This is a genomic window from Paenibacillus antri (assembly GCF_005765165.1).
Classification (GTDB): domain Bacteria; phylum Bacillota; class Bacilli; order Paenibacillales; family YIM-B00363; genus Paenibacillus_AE; species Paenibacillus_AE antri.
Genome location: NZ_VCIW01000009.1, coordinates 129,820 through 150,413, shown reverse-complemented (window position 1 = coordinate 150,413; position 20,594 = coordinate 129,820). Strand labels below are relative to the sequence as shown.

At 62.5% G+C, this 20,594-nt stretch carries 18 protein-coding genes and 1 riboswitch; of the genes, 5 read left to right on the top strand and 13 right to left on the bottom strand.

The features are described from left to right. Position 1: 1 nt before the first annotated feature. The 6 genes from FE782_RS15265 to FE782_RS15240 form a co-directional block, all read right to left on the bottom strand. Complete coding sequence (locus FE782_RS15265) at positions 2 to 979, bottom strand: ABC transporter substrate-binding protein (protein WP_138195079.1); 978 nt, start codon at positions 977 to 979, stop codon at positions 2 to 4. A 197-nt stretch (positions 980 to 1,176) separates the two neighbouring features. Continuing rightward, a riboswitch (cobalamin riboswitch) is annotated at positions 1,177 to 1,385 on the bottom strand. 101 nt (positions 1,386 to 1,486) lie between these two features. Then, positions 1,487 to 2,662 carry an aminotransferase class I/II-fold pyridoxal phosphate-dependent enzyme gene (locus FE782_RS15260; RefSeq protein ID WP_138195078.1) on the bottom strand — a complete coding sequence of 392 codons (1,176 nt, stop codon included), beginning with the start codon at positions 2,660 to 2,662 and terminating at the stop codon, positions 1,487 to 1,489. 18 nt (positions 2,663 to 2,680) lie between these two features. Continuing rightward, entirely contained in the window at positions 2,681 to 3,172 is a 492-nt protein-coding gene (locus tag FE782_RS15255) for an Lrp/AsnC family transcriptional regulator (protein WP_138195077.1), read from the bottom strand. Positions 3,173 to 3,302: 130 nt separating this feature from the next. After that, positions 3,303 to 3,539 (bottom strand): hypothetical protein, encoded by a 237-nt coding sequence (locus FE782_RS15250; protein ID WP_138195076.1) that lies wholly within the window; start codon positions 3,537 to 3,539, stop codon positions 3,303 to 3,305. Positions 3,540 to 3,632: 93 nt separating this feature from the next. Beyond that, complete coding sequence (locus FE782_RS15245) at positions 3,633 to 4,853, bottom strand: MFS transporter (protein ID WP_138195075.1); 1,221 nt, start codon at positions 4,851 to 4,853, stop codon at positions 3,633 to 3,635. Between the two features lie 130 nt (positions 4,854 to 4,983). Beyond that, on the bottom strand, positions 4,984 to 5,442 hold the full coding sequence (locus FE782_RS15240; RefSeq protein WP_138195074.1) for a hypothetical protein: 459 nt from the start codon (positions 5,440 to 5,442) through the stop codon (positions 4,984 to 4,986). 242 nt (positions 5,443 to 5,684) lie between these two features. Here FE782_RS15240 and FE782_RS15235 point away from each other — a divergent pair, with 242 nt between their 5' ends. Beyond that, positions 5,685 to 6,596, top strand: a complete 912-nt coding sequence (locus FE782_RS15235; protein WP_138195073.1) for an NAD-dependent epimerase/dehydratase family protein — start codon at positions 5,685 to 5,687, stop codon at positions 6,594 to 6,596. A gap of 1 nt (position 6,597) precedes the next feature. On the opposite strand, the gene FE782_RS15230 is transcribed toward FE782_RS15235, so the two are convergent. After that, positions 6,598 to 7,410 carry a helix-turn-helix domain-containing protein gene (locus FE782_RS15230; protein ID WP_138195072.1) on the bottom strand — a complete coding sequence of 271 codons (813 nt, stop codon included), beginning with the start codon at positions 7,408 to 7,410 and terminating at the stop codon, positions 6,598 to 6,600. 155 nt (positions 7,411 to 7,565) lie between these two features. On the opposite strand from FE782_RS15230, the gene FE782_RS15225 reads away from it, so the two are divergent. Continuing rightward, positions 7,566 to 9,767 carry a golvesin C-terminal-like domain-containing protein gene (locus tag FE782_RS15225; protein ID WP_138195071.1) on the top strand — a complete coding sequence of 734 codons (2,202 nt, stop codon included), beginning with the start codon at positions 7,566 to 7,568 and terminating at the stop codon, positions 9,765 to 9,767. Positions 9,768 to 9,970: 203 nt separating this feature from the next. On the opposite strand, the gene FE782_RS15220 is transcribed toward FE782_RS15225, so the two are convergent. Next, positions 9,971 to 12,328, bottom strand: a complete 2,358-nt coding sequence (locus FE782_RS15220; RefSeq protein ID WP_138195070.1) for an endonuclease MutS2 — start codon at positions 12,326 to 12,328, stop codon at positions 9,971 to 9,973. Between the two features lie 117 nt (positions 12,329 to 12,445). On the opposite strand from FE782_RS15220, the gene FE782_RS15215 reads away from it, so the two are divergent. Then, on the top strand, positions 12,446 to 12,808 hold the full coding sequence (locus tag FE782_RS15215; protein WP_138195069.1) for a phage holin family protein: 363 nt from the start codon (positions 12,446 to 12,448) through the stop codon (positions 12,806 to 12,808). A gap of 172 nt (positions 12,809 to 12,980) precedes the next feature. After that, positions 12,981 to 13,358 carry a cupredoxin domain-containing protein gene (locus FE782_RS15210; protein WP_138195068.1) on the top strand — a complete coding sequence of 126 codons (378 nt, stop codon included), beginning with the start codon at positions 12,981 to 12,983 and terminating at the stop codon, positions 13,356 to 13,358. A gap of 90 nt (positions 13,359 to 13,448) precedes the next feature. Here the strand turns inward: FE782_RS15210 and FE782_RS15205 are convergent, their stop codons facing one another. The 4 genes from FE782_RS15205 to FE782_RS15190 form a co-directional block, all read right to left on the bottom strand. Beyond that, a complete protein-coding gene (locus FE782_RS15205) occupies positions 13,449 to 14,273 on the bottom strand; it encodes a sugar phosphate isomerase/epimerase family protein (RefSeq protein ID WP_138195067.1) in 825 nt (274 codons plus the stop codon). A 28-nt stretch (positions 14,274 to 14,301) separates the two neighbouring features. Further along, positions 14,302 to 15,465: a dihydrodipicolinate synthase family protein gene (locus FE782_RS15200; RefSeq protein WP_138195066.1), complete on the bottom strand. Its 1,164-nt coding sequence runs from the start codon at positions 15,463 to 15,465 to the stop codon at positions 14,302 to 14,304. A gap of 15 nt (positions 15,466 to 15,480) precedes the next feature. Next, positions 15,481 to 16,635: a Gfo/Idh/MocA family protein gene (locus tag FE782_RS15195; RefSeq protein ID WP_138195065.1), complete on the bottom strand. Its 1,155-nt coding sequence runs from the start codon at positions 16,633 to 16,635 to the stop codon at positions 15,481 to 15,483. Positions 16,636 to 16,883: 248 nt separating this feature from the next. Further along, positions 16,884 to 17,741 (bottom strand): helix-turn-helix transcriptional regulator, encoded by an 858-nt coding sequence (locus FE782_RS15190; RefSeq protein WP_138195064.1) that lies wholly within the window; start codon positions 17,739 to 17,741, stop codon positions 16,884 to 16,886. Between the two features lie 216 nt (positions 17,742 to 17,957). Here FE782_RS15190 and FE782_RS15185 point away from each other — a divergent pair, with 216 nt between their 5' ends. Beyond that, on the top strand, positions 17,958 to 19,166 hold the full coding sequence (locus tag FE782_RS15185) for a Gfo/Idh/MocA family protein (protein ID WP_158299407.1): 1,209 nt from the start codon (positions 17,958 to 17,960) through the stop codon (positions 19,164 to 19,166). Positions 19,167 to 19,290: 124 nt separating this feature from the next. On the opposite strand, the gene FE782_RS15180 is transcribed toward FE782_RS15185, so the two are convergent. After that, positions 19,291 to 20,445, bottom strand: coding sequence for a cell division protein ZapA (locus tag FE782_RS15180; RefSeq protein WP_138195062.1), 1,155 nt, complete (start codon positions 20,443 to 20,445; stop codon positions 19,291 to 19,293). Between the last annotated feature and the right edge of the window lie 149 nt (positions 20,446 to 20,594).

Sequence of the window (20,594 nt, the reverse complement as noted above, 5' to 3'; positions counted from 1 at the left end):
ATTATTGTCCGATCCGTTCCGGATAGAGCGCCTTCGCGACCTCGAGGAGCGCTTCCGTGAGGCGCGGTCCCGGACGCGAGATCAGGTTGTCGTCGATCGCAAACATCTGACCGTTCGCGAGCGCGTCGATTTTGCTCCACCCGGCTCGTCCCGTAATGATGCCTTCCAATCCTTCTACTCCGGCGCTATACAAGATCACTTCCGGATTCGCCTCGATAATGTTCTCCTCGCTGATCTCGTACCAGCCGGGCTGATCGGCGACGTTCACTCCGCCGGCCAACGTCAACAGCTCGTCCATGAATTCGCCCTTGCCGACCGTCCAGCCCGGGGAAAATTCGACGTACACCTTCTTCTTCTCCGCGTCGGTCAGCCCCGCGACCGCGTCGACGACCTTCTGCCGGTCGGCTTCCATCTTGACCGCGACCGCTTCCGCCTCCGCCGCGTTGTCTACGATCTTGCCCACCTCGCGGATATGCGCGATCGCTTCGTCCAGCGTCTGCGTCTCGAACGCGTACACCGTCAGCCCGAGCTTCCGCAGCTCCTCGATCGTCGCCGCGCTCATCGACCAACCCGCGAAGACGACGTCCGGCTCCAGCTCGAGAATCGCCTCGACGTTCGCTTCGAGCCCGCCGACGCGCGGCAGCCCTTCGACGTCCGCCGGGAAGTCGCTCCAATCGTCGACGCCGACGACGTTCGCGCCCGCGCCGACCGCGAACAGCACCTCCGTCTCGCTCGGCGCGATGGAGACGATCCGCTCCGGCGCCTTCTCGAACACGACGTCCGTTCCCGACGCGTCCGTCACCGTCAGCGGATACGCCGCCTCCGCGGACGATTCCGCCGGCGCCTCCGCAGGAGACTCCTCGCCTTGCGGAGCCGGTTCCGCCGCCGGCGGCGCCGTCTCCCCGGCATTGCCTCCGCACGCCGCCAGCGCGACCGCCAATACGACCGACAACAACCCTGTTAACCAACGCTTCCACATACCGATAACCTCTCCTCGACCCTGTTGTTTTTCTATGAGAGAGAATCGCACCGCCGCTTGCTTGCCGAATGACAAAAAAAAGAAAAGCCTTCCGTCTCGAATAGAAACGGAAGGCTGGCACAACGAGTTCAGGAACGCGCGACCAAGCGTACGCTTGGCGTCCTGCGTCGAGCCGCATCCTTTTCCTCGAAGGAGTTGTCAGCAATCGCTCTTAGGCAGGTCTCCTGGCTTATGGGTTGAATGACGCGCTTCGCCTTCCCATTCCGCTTGTCGTTCGCGAAACAGTGGCATATCGAAACGCATCCCCAAGTTACAGTGGCGGGACCGCGCCGGACTCGCACCGGCTTCCCTTTTCACCTTGCCCGCGCTGCGTGCGCGAACAAGGACCCAAGAACGTAAATCAAGCAATTCAATTCAGGTGTTGCTCATCTCATAAAGACGATTATAGGGAAAATGGTTCCGCCTGACAATACAATTTTCAACGTCTTTCGACAAACCGATCTCGCTTTACGCGTTCTGCGTCGCTCTCAGCGTATGCACGAACGCGCCGATCCGGTCGATCGCCTCGGTCAAATTCGCGACCGACGTCGCGTACGAGCAGCGCAGGAAGCCTTCCCCGCCGAGGCCGAACACATGGCCCGGCACCGCGGCGACCTTGCCTTCGACGAGCAGCCGCTGCGCGAACTCCTCCGACGAGAGGCCGGTCTTCGCGATCGACGGGAACGCATAGAACGCCCCGTGCGGTTCGTGAATGTCGAGGCCGATGTCGCGGAAGCCCTTCACGACGAGACGGCGGCGCTGGTTATACGACTCGACCATCCGATCCTTCTCTTCCATGCCGTTCTTCAGCGCTTCGATCGCCGCCAGCTGCCCCATGACGGGCGCGCACATGACCGTATACTGGTGGATCTTCAGCATCGCGCCGATAATGTCCGGGTGGCCGCACGCGTACCCCATGCGCCAGCCGGTCATCGCGAACGCCTTCGAGAAGCCGCTCACGAGGATCGTGCGGTCCCGCATGCCCGGCAAGGACGCGAAGCTGCAATGCTTGCCGTCGTACGACAGCTCGGCGTAGATTTCGTCGGAGATGACGATGAGATCGTGCTCCTCCACGAGCTTCGCGATCGGCTCGTAGTCCTCGCGCGTCATGATGCCTCCGGTCGGGTTGCTCGGGTAGCTGAGGATCAGCACCTTCGTCCGCGGCGTAATCGCCGCCTTCAGCGAATCCGCGCGCAGCTTGAACTGGTCCTTCGCGAACGTCTCGATGCCGACCGGGATGCCGCCGCCGATCGCCGTGATCGGCGAATACGACACGTAGCACGGCTCCGGCACGAGCACTTCGTCGCCGGGCGACACGAGCGCCCGCAGCGCCAGATCGATCGCTTCGCTGCCGCCGACCGTGACGAGCACCTCGTCTCTCGGCTCGTATTTCACGGCGAATTGATTATAAAGATACTCGGCGATCGCCTCGCGGAGCTCCGGGAGGCCGGCGTTATGCGTATACGTCGTGCGTCCTTGCTCGAGACCGTTGACGGCCGCGTCGCGGAACCGCCACGGCGTCACGAAATCCGGCTCCCCGACGCCGAGGGAGATGATGTCTTTGCTGCCGCTGACCAAATCGAAAAATTTGCGTATCCCCGACGGAGGGATCGCCTGCACGAACGGAGTCAAATACCGTTTCATGGCGCGCACCTCCTATAATTACGGCGACACGACCATTCGGTGATCGCCTTCGCGGCCCTCGAATATGATGCCGTCCTGTTTGTATTTTTTCAAGATGAAAAACGTCTTCGTCGAGAGCACGCGCTCGAGCGTAGACAGCTTATTGGAGACGAACGAAGCGATCTCGCGCAGGCTCTTCCCTTCGATCTCGACCTGCAGATCGTAGGCGCCCGACATCAAATACACGCTCTTGACCTCCGGATATAAATAAATGCGCTCCGCGATCGCGTCGAAGCCGTGTCCGCGCTCCGGCGTGATTTGCACTTCGATGAGCGCGGTAACCTTCTCTTGATCGACCTTGGACCAATTGACGACCGTCGCGTATTTCACGATGACGTTGTTGTCTTCCATCTCGCGGATCGCCGCTCGAATCGTCTCCTCGCTTTCGTCCAACATCGTGGCGAGCAGCGCGGCATCGCGCCTGGAATCCTCTTTCAACAGTTCGAGAATCCTCAATTGAAGCTCCGTCATGTGTTGCGTTCCCCCCTGGTCGTCAATCGACTTTTGAATTTTTGAAGATACCTTCCATATTACCCGAAGCGAGGTCCTTCCTGCAAAACAAAAAAACTCCCGTTCTCGGGAGTTTCGCCGCGTTATGCCGTTACCAACGGACCAATTTCTTCATATTGTGCTCGATGTCGCGCCGTAGATACGCCGGATGCACCGTCACGTCGCCTCCGGCGCCGACACCGACCAGCTTCTCCCCGTCGTAGGCCGCGATCACGTTCGGACCGGCGCTCAGCAGCGCCTCGTACCGCGCGTTCGCGTCCGCCGCTTCGTTCATCAAACCGAAGAACGCTTCCGCCTCGGGGACTTTGATTTCGAATGCGATTTTCACTTCGACCCGCCGCCTTTCATCTTTCGTATGACCATATTCATAATTATACGCACGAACGTATTTTTATGCAACCATGCGATAAAAAAAGGGCGCTCAGCGCCCGCCTTCGGCCAGATGCTTCCGAATGAAAAACCACGAGAAGATCGGCGCCGCCCCCAAAATCAACATTAACGTCGTAATATGCGTCGGCTCCTTCGTGAAGGATACGACCGCGATGAACGCGATCGTACCTAGAATCCGCCCCATATTGAGCGCCGTCTCCCGCAGCACGACGTATTCGACCCTGTGCTCCGCGCTCTCCGTGTTCGCGCCGATCATATCGAAGATCGTCGACGTGATCGGAATCGAGTACAGCGGGTAAAACAGGGCGACCACGATCCCGAAGACGATCAGCGTCGTGTAGTTCACCTGCCAGAAGAACGGCAAGATGATCAGCGTCATGGCGAGCGCCCCCGCGAGCATCGGGATCGACCGCCGCCCCGGCTTGACGAGCCTCCCCGCCAAGAAGAAGGCGACGAGCGACACGGCCGACGTAATCAGCGCGTAATTGCCGAGCTGCAGCTCGTTCTTCGTCGCGATATACACCATCAGGCCGATCAAGAAGCCGAAGACGCCTTCCCTTACGCCCTGCGCGAACAGCGCCGGGTAAGCGCTCCGCCACCCGTTGCCCTGCTGTCGGAGCTGCTTGATGCCGTACAGCCATTCATAGTTTTGCTGCACCGGGCGCTTCTTCAGGAAGAAGCTGACGAACGCGCCGACGACGAACACGCCGAGCGAGATCGAGAAGATGAGACGGTAGCCGGTCGTGTCCGGCATCCTCGTGATGAGGAAGCCCGAAATCCACGGCGCGGCCATGCCGACGGCGGAGCCGAGCAGTCCGGCCCAGCCGTTGAAGCGGTCTCGGTTATCGCGATCGGTCACCTCGAAATACACGACGTTGAAGGCGAGCCAGAAGAACGCCGAAGACATGCCCTGTACGCCCCCGAGCAAGACGACCCACTGCGCCGCGCTCTTGCCGAGCAGCAGCACGAGCAAGTAGAAGATCGCCGCGAGCGCGACGCCGAGCCGCAGCGAATTCATCTTGTTGCGTTCTTTCACCCACTTGCCGATCACGACGAACATCGTCGCCATCACGATTTGGTGAGACAGCGCGAACCAACCGATCATCGCGAAATCTTGTTTGGCCTTCCACAGATAGACGTTGACGAAGGCTCCGGATAGCGCGTTGGCGCATGCAAACAAAGCGTTGACGAGAAGTAGAAGCCGAGTTTGGCCGTCGAGACGGCCTCCCGAGCGCTCCAGCTTTTGCGGCATGGTTCGTACCCCTTTGTTCCCCTTGTTTCGTTCCCTTGCGCGTAGCTTCCACGTAGGTTGCCCAAATTCGCGGAACGGAAACGTCTTGGAAAAAAGAGGGGGCCCGCAGAAGCCGCGCGCGAGCCGGGAATCAGTCCTGCTCTTCGCCGAGACGGCGGACGAGCGCCGCCTTGTCTTTCGAGCTCAGCCGTTGATGCACCGTGAAGCAGTGCGGGCATACGAACATATCGAGCCGGAACGGAGCCTTGAGGAACGGCGGGAACATCGGCGACGGCGTCTTCGGCGCGAACGCCGTCTCGGAGACGATCTGCTCGCCCGCGTGCACCATGTACTCCTGGCATTGCGGACATTCCGGCACTTCTTCTTGCGCGTCCAAATACTGCTCCGCCGCGCGCGTGTACCGGTTCCAGTCGTCGTTCGACTCTTCGTCGAACGCGATACCCCCGTCCTTCCTCAGCGGAATGGACACCGTCCGGTATTCGGCCAGCTCGTTATAGCAGTGGGGACAATTCGGCTCCGGTCCGAGCTCCTCGTCCCACGTAATCTCCATCTGACACCAAGGGCACACTTGCTGTTGCTGCTGCGACATCGGATATTCTCCTCTTCTATAGCTTGCTAAAGTAATATACGCCGCAAATTAAGAAAATCAGGGCGAAGACGAGCAGCGTTCCCCATAAGTATTTCACGGCTTCTCCCCCTTCGGAAACGATAAGCATGACTTCCCTTATTGTAACGAAATCCCGCCCGGGAAAAAAGTCGCCGTCGCCGGCGTTCCCTTTCGAACGTCTTTGATTTACAATGAGGTGGAATAGTGGAAGGGGTTGGAAGAGGATGCGCGTATTCGTCACGGGAGCGACCGGCTACGTCGGCACCGCCGTCGTCGACGCTTTGGCGGAACATGGCCACGAAGCGATCTGTTTAGTACGCCCGGGAAGCCGGCTTCGCGGGGCCGCCGCCGGTTCGCCGCGCGCGCGCGTCGTCCGGGGCGACCTGCTTGCGCCGGAGACGTATCGGGCCGCGTTGGCGGACGCGGACGCGGTCATCCATCTCGTCGGCATCATCCGCGAGGCGCCTTCGCGGGGCGTCACCTTCGAACGGGTCCACGAAGAAGGGACGCGGCGCCTCGTCGCGGCGTGCGTCGACGCCGGCTTCGCCGCCGCGGAAGGCAAGCGGTTTATCCATATGAGCGCTCTAGGCGCCCGTCCGGGCGCGACGACGGGCTACTTCCGCTCCAAGCGGGCGGGGGAGGAGCTCGTGCGGTCGAGCGGAATCCCCTACGTTATCTTTCGACCGTCGGTCGTGTTCGGCCCCGGCGACGAATTCGTCAACATGCTGGCCGGGCTTGCGCGGTTGCCGCTCACCCCGGTCATCGGCGACGGCCGCTACCGCATGCAGCCCGTGTCGCTGCGCACCGTCGCCGACGTCTTCGTCAAGGCGCTGACGTACGAGCCGGTCGACGTCGCGTTCGACGTCGGCGGCCCGGAGCAGATCGCCTACAACGACATGCTGCGGGATATCGGCGCCGCGATCGGCCGCCGTCGTATCGCCCTCGTCCATGCGCCGCTCTGGCTTATGAAGCCGGCCGTGCGCCTGTTCGAGCGGTTCCCCTTCTTCCCGATCACCGGCAATCAGCTGGCCATGCTGCTCGAAGAAAACATTTGCCGCGAAGGCACGCCCTTCTACGAGGCATATCGAACGCCGCCGATCCGGTTTTCGGACGGCATCCGCGAGTATTTGCGGTAGGTTACATTTGGTTCGTTTTCCGAAACCGTCCCGGCGTCACGCCCATCTCTTTCGTAAACACCCGGTTGAAATAATACCCGTTCTGATACCCGCAGCTCTCCGCGACGTCGTCCAGGAGCAGGTCCGTCTCCAGCAGCAGCGTCTTGGCCTTCTCCAGCCGAAGCGAGGTCACGTATTCGCTCGGCGCAAGGCCGTACGTCTTCTTGAATCGCTGCGTGAAGCGGGACGGAGACAGCCGAAGCGAGACGGCCAGCTCGCCGAGATGCAGCGGACGGAACGCCTGTTGGCGAATAAGCTGCATCGCCCGAGCCATAGATTCGTCTTCGACCCCGGTCTCCTGCTCCTCGCGCGCCATCGCCTCGAGCTCGCGGAAGCATAAATACCAGGTGTCATAGACGTAGTGATTGCACTTCGCGAATTGCTCCGCTTGCTTCCACGCCCGCCCGCTCACCTTCAGGATGTCGTAATTGGCTTTCAGACGCTCCGTATCGGACACGCTGATTTTGCCCGAGAGCCGTTTCTCCCTCGCCTCCTGCAAAGCGACGCCGTCGCGACGCAGGACGACCTTGGCATGGTGGAACGACAAGGGCGAGATGACCACTCTGCGAAAAGGCACCTTCGGCGGACAAACGACGAGATCGCCGAACGCCGCGGTTCCTTTTTCCCCGTTAATCTCGTATTCGAACGAGCCTTCCTCGACGCCGACCAAGCTCCATTCGTCGTAGACGTCTTCGTACAAGATGAAGCGATCCTTCCGGCGCCAAAATTTATAATAAGATAATTCCGTTTTGTATTCGAATAAGGATACGGACATTTGCGCGTCCCCTATCGTAAAAAAAGTATATTTTCGATAAAAAGCAAGACATTTACTTGCATCTTAGTTGAACTTAAGATGAATGTAAATAAGCCCTTTGAAGCGCTTTCAATACGGGGCGCCGGAGGGTATTACTTTCTAAAGGGGATGATGCGTTGATATCGAACGCGAGGAGAACACTGACGAAGCCGCTTGGCGCGTGCGTCGCCGCGATGCTGTTTCTGACGGCGGGACAAGGGTTGGGCGCCGGCGGCGTTCATGCGGAAGGAGCGGAACCGTATCCGATGATTCTCAACGTTGCGGATTACGGCGCGGTCGCGAACGACGGCGCCGACGACGCGCCGGCCATTCAGCTGGCGATCCAAGCGGCGGCTTCGAGCAACAGCCGGAACGTGCTCGCCTTCGAGGAAGGCGTGTACAATCTCGGCACGGCCGCGGGAGAAGAGGCGATGCTTCGCCTCTCGCATATGCGCAACGTCACCGTCCGCGGCGCGACGTATGCGGACGGCGCCCCGGCGACCGCGCTTCAGGTCAACCTTCCGCTCGGGAACGACGTGAGCGGAGCGGCCGCGGCCGGCCATTTCTTCATCGAAAACGCGAAAAACGTAAAGCTCGAAAATCTGATTTTGGATTACGGTCCCCGCTTCGCCACCGCCGGCGAAATCGTCTCGGTGGACCGGGCGAGCGACACGGTCGTCGTCGACATTTTCCCAGGGATGCCTCACTTCGACGGAATGAAGGCGTACTCCGCGAACAGCTGGGATCTCGAGACGGGGATGCTTCTTCCCGTAGACGCGCTGACGATCGGCACGGATAAGGACGGGTACTTCGCGACGACGTGGAGCAAGGTGCAGGACGGAAGCGACGACCGGTACCGGATTTCGGGGATGGGCTTCTCGAATCGGGTCGAGGTCGGTCAAGGGATCTCTTGGCACTTCAACGTCGACACCGCGAATCCGAATTTGCGGGTCATGTACTCCGAGAATATCACGTTAGAAAATGTCCGGATTTACAATTCGCTGGGCATGTCCATGCTGGCCGGGTATAACAAAAATTTCACGGTCAAGAACGTCCGGGTGGAGCCGCAGGGCAGCTCCTTGGCCGTCGGACCGCGCGACGCGTTCCACTTTTCCAATAACAGGGGTCAGCTCTTGATGGATGAAGTGTACGTGAAGGGCGTGCGATGGGATCCGCTCGTCAGCCGAAGCACCTTCGTCGAAGTGAAGGAGCGAATCGACGACTATTCCATCCGTACGTCTTACGGCGTCGGGTCGCTGTCGTTCGACGCCGGCGACACGGTCGCCTTCTGGGTCGGGGATCAGCCGTTCGAACGCGTTATCGCATCGGCCGCGAACGAGGGGGGCGTTATGGATGTTCTCACCTTCGCGGACCCGCTCCCCGATACGGTGAAGGTCGGCTCCCGGTTGACGCATCAAGGCTACGAATGGGATCAGGTCATCCTCCGGAACAGTACGGTCGAGGGCAATTTCGGCACCGCCTTGGTGTTCATGAACAAAAATTTGCTCGTCGAAAACAGCGTCTTCCGCAATAACGCATACTCCAATATCGGATTGGGACCGACCAGCGTCAATACCGGTCCTTTCGCGCGGAACGTCGTCATTCAGAACAACCTGTTCGAGCAATCGACGTGGATTCAGAAGTATAACTCGTACGACGGGACGATCACGACGTTCGAAAATCACGCTTCCTTCAATAAGGAGAAGTATAACGACGGCATCGTCATTCGCAACAATACGTTCAAGGATCTGCACATCGGCGCGCATGCGACGGCCGTCCATCTGAAGAACGCCCGCAATGTAGAGCTGAGCGGCAATACGTATATCAACGTCAATCACCCGATTAAAGTAAACATACCGAGCACGGAAAACATCGTCAATAACGACGGCGTCCCCGTCGTCGAAGAGCGCGGCGATGCCGCGCTGCCGGCAGAGGCGATCGTCGTGGACCCGACCAGCCCGCAGTACAAGGAGGTCGTCGGCTCGTGGGCGCTGAGCGGATTGACCGGCTACAACGGTTCCATTACGCGCTATAGCGGGACGGCGGGCGGAGCCGCGACTTGGACGCCGAATTTAGAAGCGGGCACGTACCAGGTGCTTGCGTACCGCATCGTGCATCCGGCCAGCGAGCCGGCCACGAAGCTGGCCGTGCATCATGCCGGCGGCGTGACCGAGGTCGTCTCGGACTTCACGGCAGGCCAATCCGGGTGGATCGAGCTGGGAACCTTCGAGTTCGCCGAAGGCGCCGGCGGGTTCGTCCGGATGTCCCGGGCGAATCCCCAGCAAGCCGTCAGCTACTTACGAACGAACGCCGTCGCCTTTATACCCGCGAACGACTGAGTCGGTCGGCAGCCGCTTGTCCCCCTTTCGATGGGGGGCGGGCGGCTTTTTCTTTGGCGGATGGTACGCGGGAATCCGGCGAAAAAATAACCGCCAGGCGATTGCCTGACGGTTATTCCTCACAGTATGCGGCTTACTTCGTCGGTTAAGGCGCCATGTGCGGCTATTGGCGGAATTTCCGCTTACCGCAGATTCGCGTCTAGTTACTTCAGCTCGGCGACGGTGACGCCGTGGCCGCCCTCGTTGAAGGCGCCGATGCGGAACGTGCGGACGTGCTTGTGACGGCGCAGGAAATCTTGAATGCCGGTCCGCAGTACGCCGGTCCCCTTGCCGTGAATGATGTACACCTGCGACAGGTTCGCCATGATCGCTTCGTCGAGGAAGCGATCCACCTCGACGATCGCTTCCTCGACGTTGGAGCCGCGGAGGTCGAGCTCGGTACGGACGTTCTCGTCGCGGGTCCGCTTCACGGTGGCGACGCTCCGCTGCTGCTTCGACGGCGCGGAAGCGCCGACCGGCTCGAGGTCGGTGAGCGCGACCTTCATCTTGATGATGCCGAGCTGCACGACGGCGCCGTCCGCTTGGCGCTCGACGACGTGACCGCGCTGCCCGAGGGAGACGACCTTCACCTCGTCGCCCGGCGACACCTGCGCCTTCGCCCGCGAGGCGCTCGGCGACGCGGAAGGCTTTCGCGGCTTCGGCGCGGTCTCCTCTAACCGGCGCTTCGCTTCGATCAGCTTATGCTCCTTGATCGACGCGCCTTCCTCCATCGCCTGCTTGCGCAGATCGGCGATGATCGCGTCCGCTTCGCGGCGCGCCTTCGCCACCGCATCCGCCGCCTCGCGCTCCGCCTCCGCCATCCACTTGTCGCGCTGCTCGTGGAGCTTGCGCTTCTCTTCCGTCAGCTCGCGGCGCAGCTCCTCCGTCTCGCGGCGAAGCCGCTCCGCCTCCCGGCGCTCGGCCTCCGCGGCGATCCGATGCTCCTCGAGCTTCGCGATCATCGACTCGACGCGCTGGTCCTCTTCCGTCACCTGCACGCGCGCGTCTTCGATGACGCGGCGCGACAGGCCGAGCCGCTCGGCGATCGCGAACGCGTTGCTTCGGCCCGGCACGCCGACCAGCAGCCGGTACGTCGGACGCAGCGTCTCGACGTCGAACTCCATCGAAGCGTTAATGACGCCTGCCTTGTCGTACGCGTACGCCTTCAGCTCGCTGTAGTGCGTCGTCGCGATCAAGCGGCACCCCATCGCCCGGATGTGCTCGAGAATGGCGATCGCGAGCGCCGAGCCCTCGGCGGGATCGGTGCCCGCTCCGACCTCGTCGAGCAGGACGAGGGAGCGCGGGGTCATTTTCTTCAAGATGCCGATAATGTTGGTCATGTGCGACGAGAACGTACTGAGGTTCTGCTCGATGCTCTGCTCGTCGCCGATGTCGGCGAACACCGCGTCGAACACGCACAGCTCGCTGCCGTCCTCGGCCGGGACGAACAGCCCCGTCATCGCCATCAGGCTCAGCAGTCCGACCGTCTTCAGCGATACCGTCTTGCCCCCGGTGTTCGGTCCGGTCACGATAATCGCCGAGTACGAGCCGCCGAGCTCGATGTCGAGCGGCACGGCGTGCTCGACCGGGATGAGCGGATGGCGGCCCCGGCGGATGCGCAGGAAGCCCTTGCCGTTCATGGCCGGCAGGCTCGCTTTCATCTCGCGGGCGAGCCGCGCCTTCGCGAACAGGAAGTCCAGCTGACCGAGCAGGTCGACGTTCGACTCGAGCGGGTCGGTGTGTTCCGCGACGGCGGCGGACAAGCGCTGCAATATTTTCTCGATTTCCCGCTCTTCTTGGATCCGCAGCTCGCGCAGCTTGTTGTTCATCTGCACGACCTGCTCCGGCTCGATGAACATCGTGGCGCCGGAAGACGACTGGTCGTGCACGATGCCGCCGAACGCGCTGCGGTATTCGCTCTTCACCGGGATGACGAAGCGGTCGTTCCGCACCGTGATGAGCGCCTCCTGCAGCATCTTCTGCGTCGAGGAGCTGCGCACCATCGACTCCAGCTTCTCGCGCACGCGCGCCTCGCCGGAGCGCAGCTCCCGGCGCACCTTGTACAGCTCGTCGGAAGCGGTGTCGACGACGATCCCGTTCTCGTCGATGCAGCGGCGGATCGCGTCTTCGAGCGTACGCAGCTCCTCGATGCCTTCTGCCAACGCGCCGAGAATCGGAGCGTCGTGCTTCTCTTGATACGCCTCGACGAACCGCCGCACCCGGCGGCCGCCCTGCACCGTATCGGCGACGCCGAGCAGCTCGAACGCGCTGAGCGTACCGCCGATCGCGGCCCGCTTCAGGCTCGCGCGGATGTCGGTAATGCCGCCGAACGGCGCCGCGCCCTTCATCCGATCGATCGCGGCGGCCTCGTCGGTGCCGGCCAGGCGATGGCGAACTTCTTCCAGATCGCCGCTCGGCAGCGCCGCCGCGGCAAGCGCTTTCCCCACCGATGTGGCGGCGTGGGACTCCAGTTTATTTAATATTTTCGGATACTCTAATTTTTCCAATAACTTCTTGTCCATGGGACGCACTCCCCTCAAGAAAGTATTATATCCAAAGCGCCGGGGGAACACTAGGGAAGCACCGAAACGTCGTCTCATGAGCGTGCGACACAAATGAATACGAGGAGGACTTGAAACATGCATTTATTAGGACATGTCGTCAGATTCATCGTTTCGGCACTCGTTTTGTTATTGGTCGGCGCCCTGGTTCCTCAATTCGAGGTGGGCGGCTTCTGGAGCGCGTTGTTCTTGGCGCTTGTGATCGCCTTGTTCGGCTGGGTGATCGAGGGGATCTTCGGCAAGCGGATCACTCCGTTCGGCCGGGGCATCGTCGGCTTCATCGTGAGCGCGCTGGTCATCTACGCGGCGCAGTTCATCGTCGGCGGCGTCGACGTGACCGTCATCGGCGCGCTGCTCGCGGCGCTGGTCATCGGTATCATCGACTTGTTCCTCCCGGTCGCTTCCCCGTTCGATCGCGGCGAACGACGCCGTGCGGAGTAAGCGCGGAAAATCAGTCTGCACGCCAGGTGCGGGCTGGTTTTTTCCTACATAGCAAAGTTCAACATGTTGTCACAGTCCCCTGTCGAAACCGCATGGACATCTTCCCGAATCGGAGTACAATGTGGGTAGTGTATTCTTTCACAACCTATGATCCGGGGAGGGTCTTTTACGTATGAAAAAGCGGTTATCCAGCTTCGCGATGGCTATCGTTCTAGGCGGCGCGCTGGCGGCCTGCGGCGGAGGCGGCGGCGGTTCGGAACAAGCGGCGCCGGCGGTGGAGCCGACCGGCAACACGGTCGAACTGAAGATCGAAGCGACGAATTTCGAGTTTAACGAGAAGGAATACCGCGTGAAGGCGGGCGACACGGTCAACGTGACGTTCGCGTCCACGCAAGGGATGCACGGCATCGACATTCGCGGCACGGATCTAAAGCTCAAGGACGGCAACAGCGCTTCGTTCGTCGCCCAGCCCGGGGAATACGAGATCATCTGTAACATTATGTGCGGCACGGGCCACTCGCAAATGAAATCGACATTGATCGTGGAATAACGTAAAGCTGGAAAAGCCGGCGCCTTGGGAGGCGTCGGCTTCTTTTTTTGCGTTGGCGCGGCTCTGCGGCGATACGAATGCTCCCCGCCGCTACACGTGCTCGAGATATCGCTCCTTCATCAGGGCGAGAACGTCGTCGCCCGGCCGATCCCAGATGTCGCGGTTGAAAATTTCCACCTCGATCGGTCCGTCGTAGCCGGCCGCCTCCACCGCCTCCCGGATGCGCCGGAGCTCGATGACGCCGTCGCCCATCATGCCGCGGCCCATGAGCAAATCCGGCGTCGGCACGATCCAGTCGGAGACGTGGAAGCCTAGAATTCGACCCGACGACCTTCGGATGCCCGCGTACAACTCCGGATCCCACCAGACATGGAAAACGTCGACGACGACGCCGACCTCGGCCGGGTCGAAACGCTCCGCAAGGTCGATCGCCTGCGCGAGCGTATTCACGACCGACCGCTCCGCGGCGTACATCGGGTGCAGCGGCTCGATGCCGAGCTTCACGCCGCGCTCCTTCGCGTACGGCGCGACGCGGGCGATGCCTTCGGCGACCTGCTCGCGGGCGGCCGCGATGTCGCGGTCCGCGGCAGGGCCGCAGACGAGGACGAGCGTGTCCGCGCCGAGCTCCGCCGCCTCGTCGACCGCGCGCAGGTTATCGTCGATGCGCGCCTGCCGTTCGGCGGCCGTCGCCGCCGGGAACATGCCCCCGCGGCAGACGCTCGACACGCGCAGCCCGGCGTCTCGCACCGCCCGCTTCGCCTCGGACAGCCCCGCCTCCGCGATCTTATGCCGCCACAACGCGATCCAAGGCACGCCCGCGCGGGCGCAGCCGTCCGCCGCTTCCCGAAGGCTCCACCGGTCCGTCGTAATTTGATTCAGGCTGAGCCGTTCGAAATTCGTTAAGGATGCTGCCATCCGGGTATCTCCTCCTTATGGGCTCGTTCTATCGAATGCCCGATAACGCCAGCACGTGCCGCATCCGCTCGCACGCCAGCTCCGGATCGGCCAGCAGCCCGGCTTGGTCCGCGAGCGCGAACAGCTCCGCCAGATGCACCGTCGACCTCGCGCCTTCGGCGCCGCCCAACATGCGGAAGTGCCGCTGGTGGCCGTTCAAGTACGCCATGAAGACGACGCCGGTCTTGTACGCGTACGTCGGCGCCTGGAAGATGTGCCGCGAGAGCGGCACCGTCTTCGCAAGCAGAGCGTCGAAGCCGGCGGAATCGCCGGCGTCGAGCGCCGCGATCGCGGCCGACGCCGCCGGCGCGATCGCGTCGAAGATGCCGAGCAGCGCGTGGCTGAAGCCTTGCGCATCGCCCTTGATCAGCTCCGGGTAGTTGAAGTCGTCGCCCGTATACATCTTGACGCCTTCCGGCAGGAGGCGCCGCATGCGCACTTCCTTCTCCGCGTCCAGAAGCGAAATCTTGATGCCGTCGACCTTGCCCGCATTCGCCCGGATGACGCGCAGGCATACCTCCATGGCGGCGTCGAGATCCTTGTGGCCCCAATAGCCGGCGAGCGCCGGATCGAACATGTCGCCGAGCCAATGCAGGATGACCGGCTGCGACACCTGCCGCAGGATGCGGCCGTAGACGCGCTCGTAGTCGTCGGGCCCCCGCGCGGCGGCGGCGAGCGCCCGGCTCGCCATCAGAATGATCTGCCCGCCGTGTCGCTCGACGTGGGCGCATTGCTCCTCGTAGGCGCGCTCCACCGCCTCGAGCGTGACGGCCGGGCCGGGCGCCAGATGGTCGGTCCCGGCCCCGCAGGCGATGCGCCCGCCGACGGCTCGCGCCTCGGAGAGCGAGCGCTCGATCAGCTCGCGCGCGCCTTCCGGCGGCAGCCCCATGCCCCGCTGCGCCGTGTCCATCGCCTCGGCGACGGCGAGGCCGTACGACCACAGGTGGCGCCGATACGCGAGCGTCGCGTCCCAGTCGATCCGCGACCGGTGCAGCGGATCGGCGTCGGCGAGCGGGTCGCAGACGACGTGCGCGGCGGAGAACGCGATCCGGCTCGCGAGCGGGGCGGACGGCTTCCCGAACGGCGCGGCCCCCGACAATGCGTAGTCGTACAGCTCGCCGCCGGCCATCGGCAATCGAATCGTTGTCGCCATCTTCTCGGCGCCCCCTTACGCTTCCAGCTTCGGCACGTCGAGCGTGCGCCGCTCCGCCCATGCCTGCAGTCCGAGCTCGGCGAGCTGCGTCCCCTTCGCCCCTTCGAGCAGGTCCCACGGGAACGGTGCGTCGACGGCGACATGCTTCAGGAACATCTCCCATTGCACCTTGAACGCGTTGTCGAACGGCCGGTTGTCCGGAACCTCCTCCCACTGCCCCAAGAAGTCATGCGGGTTCGGGATATCCGGATTCCACACCGGCTTCGGCGTATTGATCCGGTGCTGGCTCTTGCAGCCGCGCAGTCCGGCGACGGCGCTCCCTTCCGTGCCGTCCACGTGCACGGTCAGCAGATCGTCCCGGTTGACGCGGGTCGTCCAGGACGAATTCGCCTGAACGACGATGCCCCCCTCGAGCTCGAAGATCGCGTAGGCCGCATCGTCGGCCGTCGCCGCGTACGGCCGGCCCGACTCGTCGACCCGCGCGGGGATATGCGTCGCGCCGAGGCAGGCGACCGACTTCACCTCGCCGAACAAGTTGTCGAGCACGTAGCGCCAATGGGCGAACATGTCGACGATGATGCCGCCGCCGTCCTCCTTCCGGTAATTCCACGACGGCCGTTGGGCCGGAACGCCCCAGTCGCCTTCGAACACCCAATAGCCGAATTCCATGCGCACGGATAAGATGCGCCCGAAGAAACCCGAATCGACGAGCCGCTTCAGCTTGAGAAGTCCCGGCAGGAACAATTTGTCTTGGACGACGCCGTTCTTTACGCCGGCGCGCTTCGCCAGACGAGCGAGCTCGAGCGACTCCTCGAGGGATGCGGCGGTCGGCTTTTCGCAATAAATATGCTTGCCCGCCGCGATGGCCTTCTTGATGCTTTCCGCGCGCAGCAGCGTCGTCTGCGCGTCGAAATAGATCGAATAGTCCCGGTCGGCCAAACATGCGTCGAGGTCGGTGCTCCACTTCTCGAGTCCGTGTTCCGCCGCGAGGGTCCGCAGCTTCTGCTCCTGCCTTCCGACAAGGATCGGATCGGGCATGAGCACGTCGCCGTTGTCGAGTTTGACGCCCCCTTGCTTTCGAATCGCCAAGATCGACCGGATCAGATGCTGGTTCGTCCCCATCCGGCCCGTCACGCCGTTCATAATGATGCCAAGGTTATGTATGGTCACGATCATTCCCCCTTCGGTTCCTCGCCGCGCTCGCGACAATTCCATTGTAAGCAGGAGGATTCCGGCCCGTCTTGCCAATACCGGAAGGGCATTCGCAATTTCGGAAGCAGATAGGAAACCCCGTCAGACGGCGTCTCTTAAGTACGAGCAAGCGGAGCGTATGACCCACGCCTTCCTCGCTAGCTAGATGATTACGTGTAACTGAAAATAAAGAAAAGGCCGCCCCTCCGAAGAAGATGGGACCGCCCTTATTTTCGAATGCTCGGGTCTTGCTCCTCCCCGCCATGCTCCCGCGCCAGCTGCCGGTATTGCTTCGGCGACAGGCGCACGATGTTCTTGAAGGTTCGATAGAAGGTGGAAAGCGTGTCGTAGCCGACCTCGAAGCAGACCGAGACGATATCCTTGTCGGTTTCGGCGAGCAGCTTCCGGGCCCGCTCGATGCGCACCTCGGTCAAATAACGCACAGGCGTCATGCCGAACTGCTCCTTGAAGATCGCGTTGACGTACCGGGAGCTGATGCCCATCTTATCCGCAAGCGCTTCCAATGAAAACGGCTGAAAGTAATGCTCGTCGATGTTCCTGCGGATGCGCTCCGCCCGCAGCGTGTTGGCGTCGCCCGCGGTCGGCGCTTGCGCGGATTTCGCCAGCATGTGCAGGACGTTCAGCAGCGTCAGCTTGACGGCCGAGCCGCCGAGCGGCTCTTGCTCCGCGCGCGCCTGGTCGTGCAGCAGCTTCCGCAGCCACCCGCGCCACTCCCCGCTTTGCAAGGCGCCCGGCTTATGCAAGAACGATCGGCTCAGCGCCGTCGCGGCGGCGGGCTCGAGCGCGGACAACACGCGAAGGGCTGCTGCGTCGAAGGCGAGAACGAGCAGCGTCAGCCGCGTGTCCGAGACGATCGCGTGCTCCGCTCCGGGCGCGATGAAGACGACCTGGTCCCTAGCGGCCTCGTGCGCGCGCCCTTCGAGCGCGATCCGTCCTTCCCCGTCCAACGCATACAGAATTTGGTATACGTCGTGATGGTGAACGTCTACGACGTCCCCCTCCCGATGCTTGCTTTCGTATAGGAAAATGCCGGTCTGGGGCAGTCGAATGCTCCTTAGGCCCAAGGCGGTTCCCTCCGTTCCCCCGGCGCCGTGCCGGTTTCTTCATTGTACCGCCCTTCGGGCGAAGGTGTCGAGAAGTCTCGACGCCCCCCCTTGGGGCGGAGATGTCCCTCGGTTCCGAAATTCGGAATGCGTTCCGCTCGTCAGAAGATTTTCCAAGGCGCTTGCGGTACAATGGGAACCATCGATTGGTTACGGAAATTGGGAGGAATCTCGAAAATGCTCAACGTCGCTCTCATCGGCATCGAAGGGTTTGGACGTGCGCACGTGCGTCAGATCGTCGCGTTCGCGAACGAAGGCAAACTGCGTTGCGCGGCGTTCGCGGATCCGGGCGCCGACCCGGCGGGCGAATCGTTCGCCGCCTTGACCGCGCTCGGAGCCGTTCGCTGCGACGACGACGCGACGCTGCTGGCCGAACGCCCGGACGTCGACGCGGTCGTACTCGCGACTCCGCTGCCGCTGCACCGCGCTATGGCGATCCGTGCATTGGAGGCCGGCCGGCATGTGCTTGTGGAAAAGCCGCCCGCGGTCGCCGTGCAGGACGTAGACGCGATGGCCCGCGCGCAGGAAGCCGCCGGCAGACTCTGCGCCGTGAATTTTCAGAACGTATCCGGCTCGGCGTTCCGTCGGGCGCTCGAACTTGTCCGCGCCGGCGCGATCGGCAGGGTATCGCGCATCGCGGGCATCGGCATGTGGAAGCGCACCGATCGCTATTACAGCCGGACGCCGTGGGCCGGCAAGCTAACCTTGCGCGGACAGCTTGTCTTGGACGGCACGCTGATGAATCCGTTCGCGCATCTGCTCCAAAATGGCCTTCTGCTCGCCGAGGCCGCCGCCGCCGATCCGGCGGACGCCGAGCCGCTGCATCTGCGGGCGGAACTGTACCGTGCGCATCCGATCGAGGGCGACGACACGTCCTGCCTTCGACTCGCGACCCGCGGCGGCGTCGAAGTGTGTATGTATACGACGCTGTGTTACGAATCGAATGAACCTCCGGCGATCGAGGTCGTCGGCGACCGCGGCGTCCTGCGGTGGGATTATGCGAATCGACTCGAAATTCGGCGGGCGGGCGGCTCCGCGCCGGAGACGCTCCAGTTCCCCGCCGAAGACTTGATGCGCAAGATGTACTCGAATTGGATCGACAGCATCGACGACCGGGCGGAGCCGTATTGCACCGTCGATCGGTGCCGACCCTTCGTCGCGGCCGTCAACGGCGCGCTGCTCTCGTCGGGCGGCGTCCACCCGATCCCGGCGGACGCGGTCGACATCGCAGAGGAACACGGGAACCGGGTCACGACCGTACGCGACTTGCCGGAGCTGTTCCGCGAGGCGGCCGAGCGAAGCGCCCTGCTCTCGGAACTCGGCGTACCTTGGGCCGTGCGCACGCGGCGCTTCTCGCTAGAGGGCTTCCGCGAGTTCCGGTTGTAGGGAAGCGGGACATCCCAGGGGGAGAATCGCGACGCAACGGCTTGCGGCACATCGAAAGAAGGCGGCTTCAAAACTTAAAACGGCCCGCGGCGGTTCCCAAAAGGAACGTCGCGGGCCGTTGCCGCTATTGCGTCTCGGATTGCGTCAATTCGATCCACTCGTTAAACTCCAGCTGCAGCTTGGCGTATTCCTCCTGCAGCTTCTTGTATTTCTCCAACAACTCCGGGTCGGCCGTCTCGGCGCCGTCCGTCGACGAACCGCCGCCCGGCGGGACGATCGTAGGGGAAGCCGGCTTCGGCTCGGCTGCGGAAGCCGCCTCTCGCCGCGAACGCTCCGCCTCGAGCTGGGCGACCCGCGCCTCGAGCGCGGCCGTGGCGGCCTCGGACTCGCGGACGGCGGCAGCATACTTCGACTCCCACTCGGCCACCCGCTCCGCCCAACTGAGGCTCGCCAGCTCCGATTCCTCCGCGAGGCGAAGGTTCTCCAGCTCCACCGCGTCGATCTTCTCCTGCAGCCGCGCTGCGGTAGACGCGCGCTCGCGTTCTTCCTCCTCGAGGCGAAGATTTTCCAGCTCCAAGTCGTCGATCTTCGCCTGCAGCTGCGCCGCGAGCGCCGCCTGATCGCGTTCCTTCTCCTCCGCGAGGCGAAGGTTCTTCGCTTCCAGCTCGTCGATCTTCGCCTGCAGCTGCGCCGCGAGCGCCGCCTGATCGCGTTCCTTCTCCTCCGCGAGGCGAAGGTTCTTCGCTTCCAGCTCGTCGATCTTCGCCTGCAGCTGCGCCGCGAGCGCCGCCTGATCGCGTTCCTTCTCCTCCGCGAGACGAAGATTCTCCGCTTCCAGCTCGTCGATCTTCGCCAGAAGCCGCGCCTCGATCGCCGCTCGGTCGCGATCCTTCTCCTCGGCGAGGCGCACATTCTCCGCCTCCAGCGCCTCGATGCGCTCCTGCAGCTCCGCCGCGAGCGCCGACTGGCCGCGCTCCTTCTCTTCCGTCAGCTCCAGCGCCTTGCGCAGCTCCTCGATCCGCTGCTTCGACTGCGAATGCTCGCTCTCGATCGCGTCGCCCTTCGCCTGGAGGCGGAAGTATTCGTCGGCCATCTGGATGAGCGCCAAGACGCCGACCTTCTGCGAGTCGAGCCGCGGATTGCCCTTGGCGATCGTTTCCATATTTTCGTTAACGTACGTAGAGAGACGTTTCATATACGATTGGCTATACGTTCCGACCATCTTGTAGGTCGTCCCGAAGATGTCTATGGTCGTGCGAATCTTCTCTTCCGAATGCATTGCAGGGTGCACGCTCCTTTCGACAGCGTTCAACAAAAATGCCGACGCATCGGCAACTTTCTCATTAATTCGATGCGTCGGCAGCAGTTTCCTGCTATTCGGTTTTTACAAGATTATGTTTTTTTGTTATCGAACTGTGATCCCGAGCG

Bases quoted from the DNA above. Each gene is read 5' to 3' on its own strand.
- FE782_RS15265 (WP_138195079.1), bottom strand. From the start codon at position 979: ATGTGGAAGCGTTGGTTAACAGGGTTGTTGTCGGTCGTATTGGCGGTC.
- FE782_RS15260 (WP_138195078.1), bottom strand. From the start codon at position 2,662: ATGAAACGGTATTTGACTCCGTTCGTGCAGGCGATCCCTCCGTCGGGG.
- FE782_RS15255 (WP_138195077.1), bottom strand. From the start codon at position 3,172: ATGACGGAGCTTCAATTGAGGATTCTCGAACTGTTGAAAGAGGATTCC.
- FE782_RS15245 (WP_138195075.1), bottom strand. From the start codon at position 4,853: ATGCCGCAAAAGCTGGAGCGCTCGGGAGGCCGTCTCGACGGCCAAACT.
- FE782_RS15240 (WP_138195074.1), bottom strand. From the start codon at position 5,442: ATGTCGCAGCAGCAACAGCAAGTGTGCCCTTGGTGTCAGATGGAGATT.
- FE782_RS15235 (WP_138195073.1), top strand. From the start codon at position 5,685: ATGCGCGTATTCGTCACGGGAGCGACCGGCTACGTCGGCACCGCCGTC.
- FE782_RS15230 (WP_138195072.1), bottom strand. From the start codon at position 7,410: ATGTCCGTATCCTTATTCGAATACAAAACGGAATTATCTTATTATAAA.
- FE782_RS15220 (WP_138195070.1), bottom strand. From the start codon at position 12,328: ATGGACAAGAAGTTATTGGAAAAATTAGAGTATCCGAAAATATTAAAT.
- FE782_RS15215 (WP_138195069.1), top strand. From the start codon at position 12,446: ATGCATTTATTAGGACATGTCGTCAGATTCATCGTTTCGGCACTCGTT.
- FE782_RS15210 (WP_138195068.1), top strand. From the start codon at position 12,981: ATGAAAAAGCGGTTATCCAGCTTCGCGATGGCTATCGTTCTAGGCGGC.
- FE782_RS15205 (WP_138195067.1), bottom strand. From the start codon at position 14,273: ATGGCAGCATCCTTAACGAATTTCGAACGGCTCAGCCTGAATCAAATT.
- FE782_RS15200 (WP_138195066.1), bottom strand. From the start codon at position 15,465: ATGGCGACAACGATTCGATTGCCGATGGCCGGCGGCGAGCTGTACGAC.
- FE782_RS15185 (WP_158299407.1), top strand. From the start codon at position 17,958: ATGCTCAACGTCGCTCTCATCGGCATCGAAGGGTTTGGACGTGCGCAC.
- FE782_RS15180 (WP_138195062.1), bottom strand. From the start codon at position 20,445: ATGCATTCGGAAGAGAAGATTCGCACGACCATAGACATCTTCGGGACG.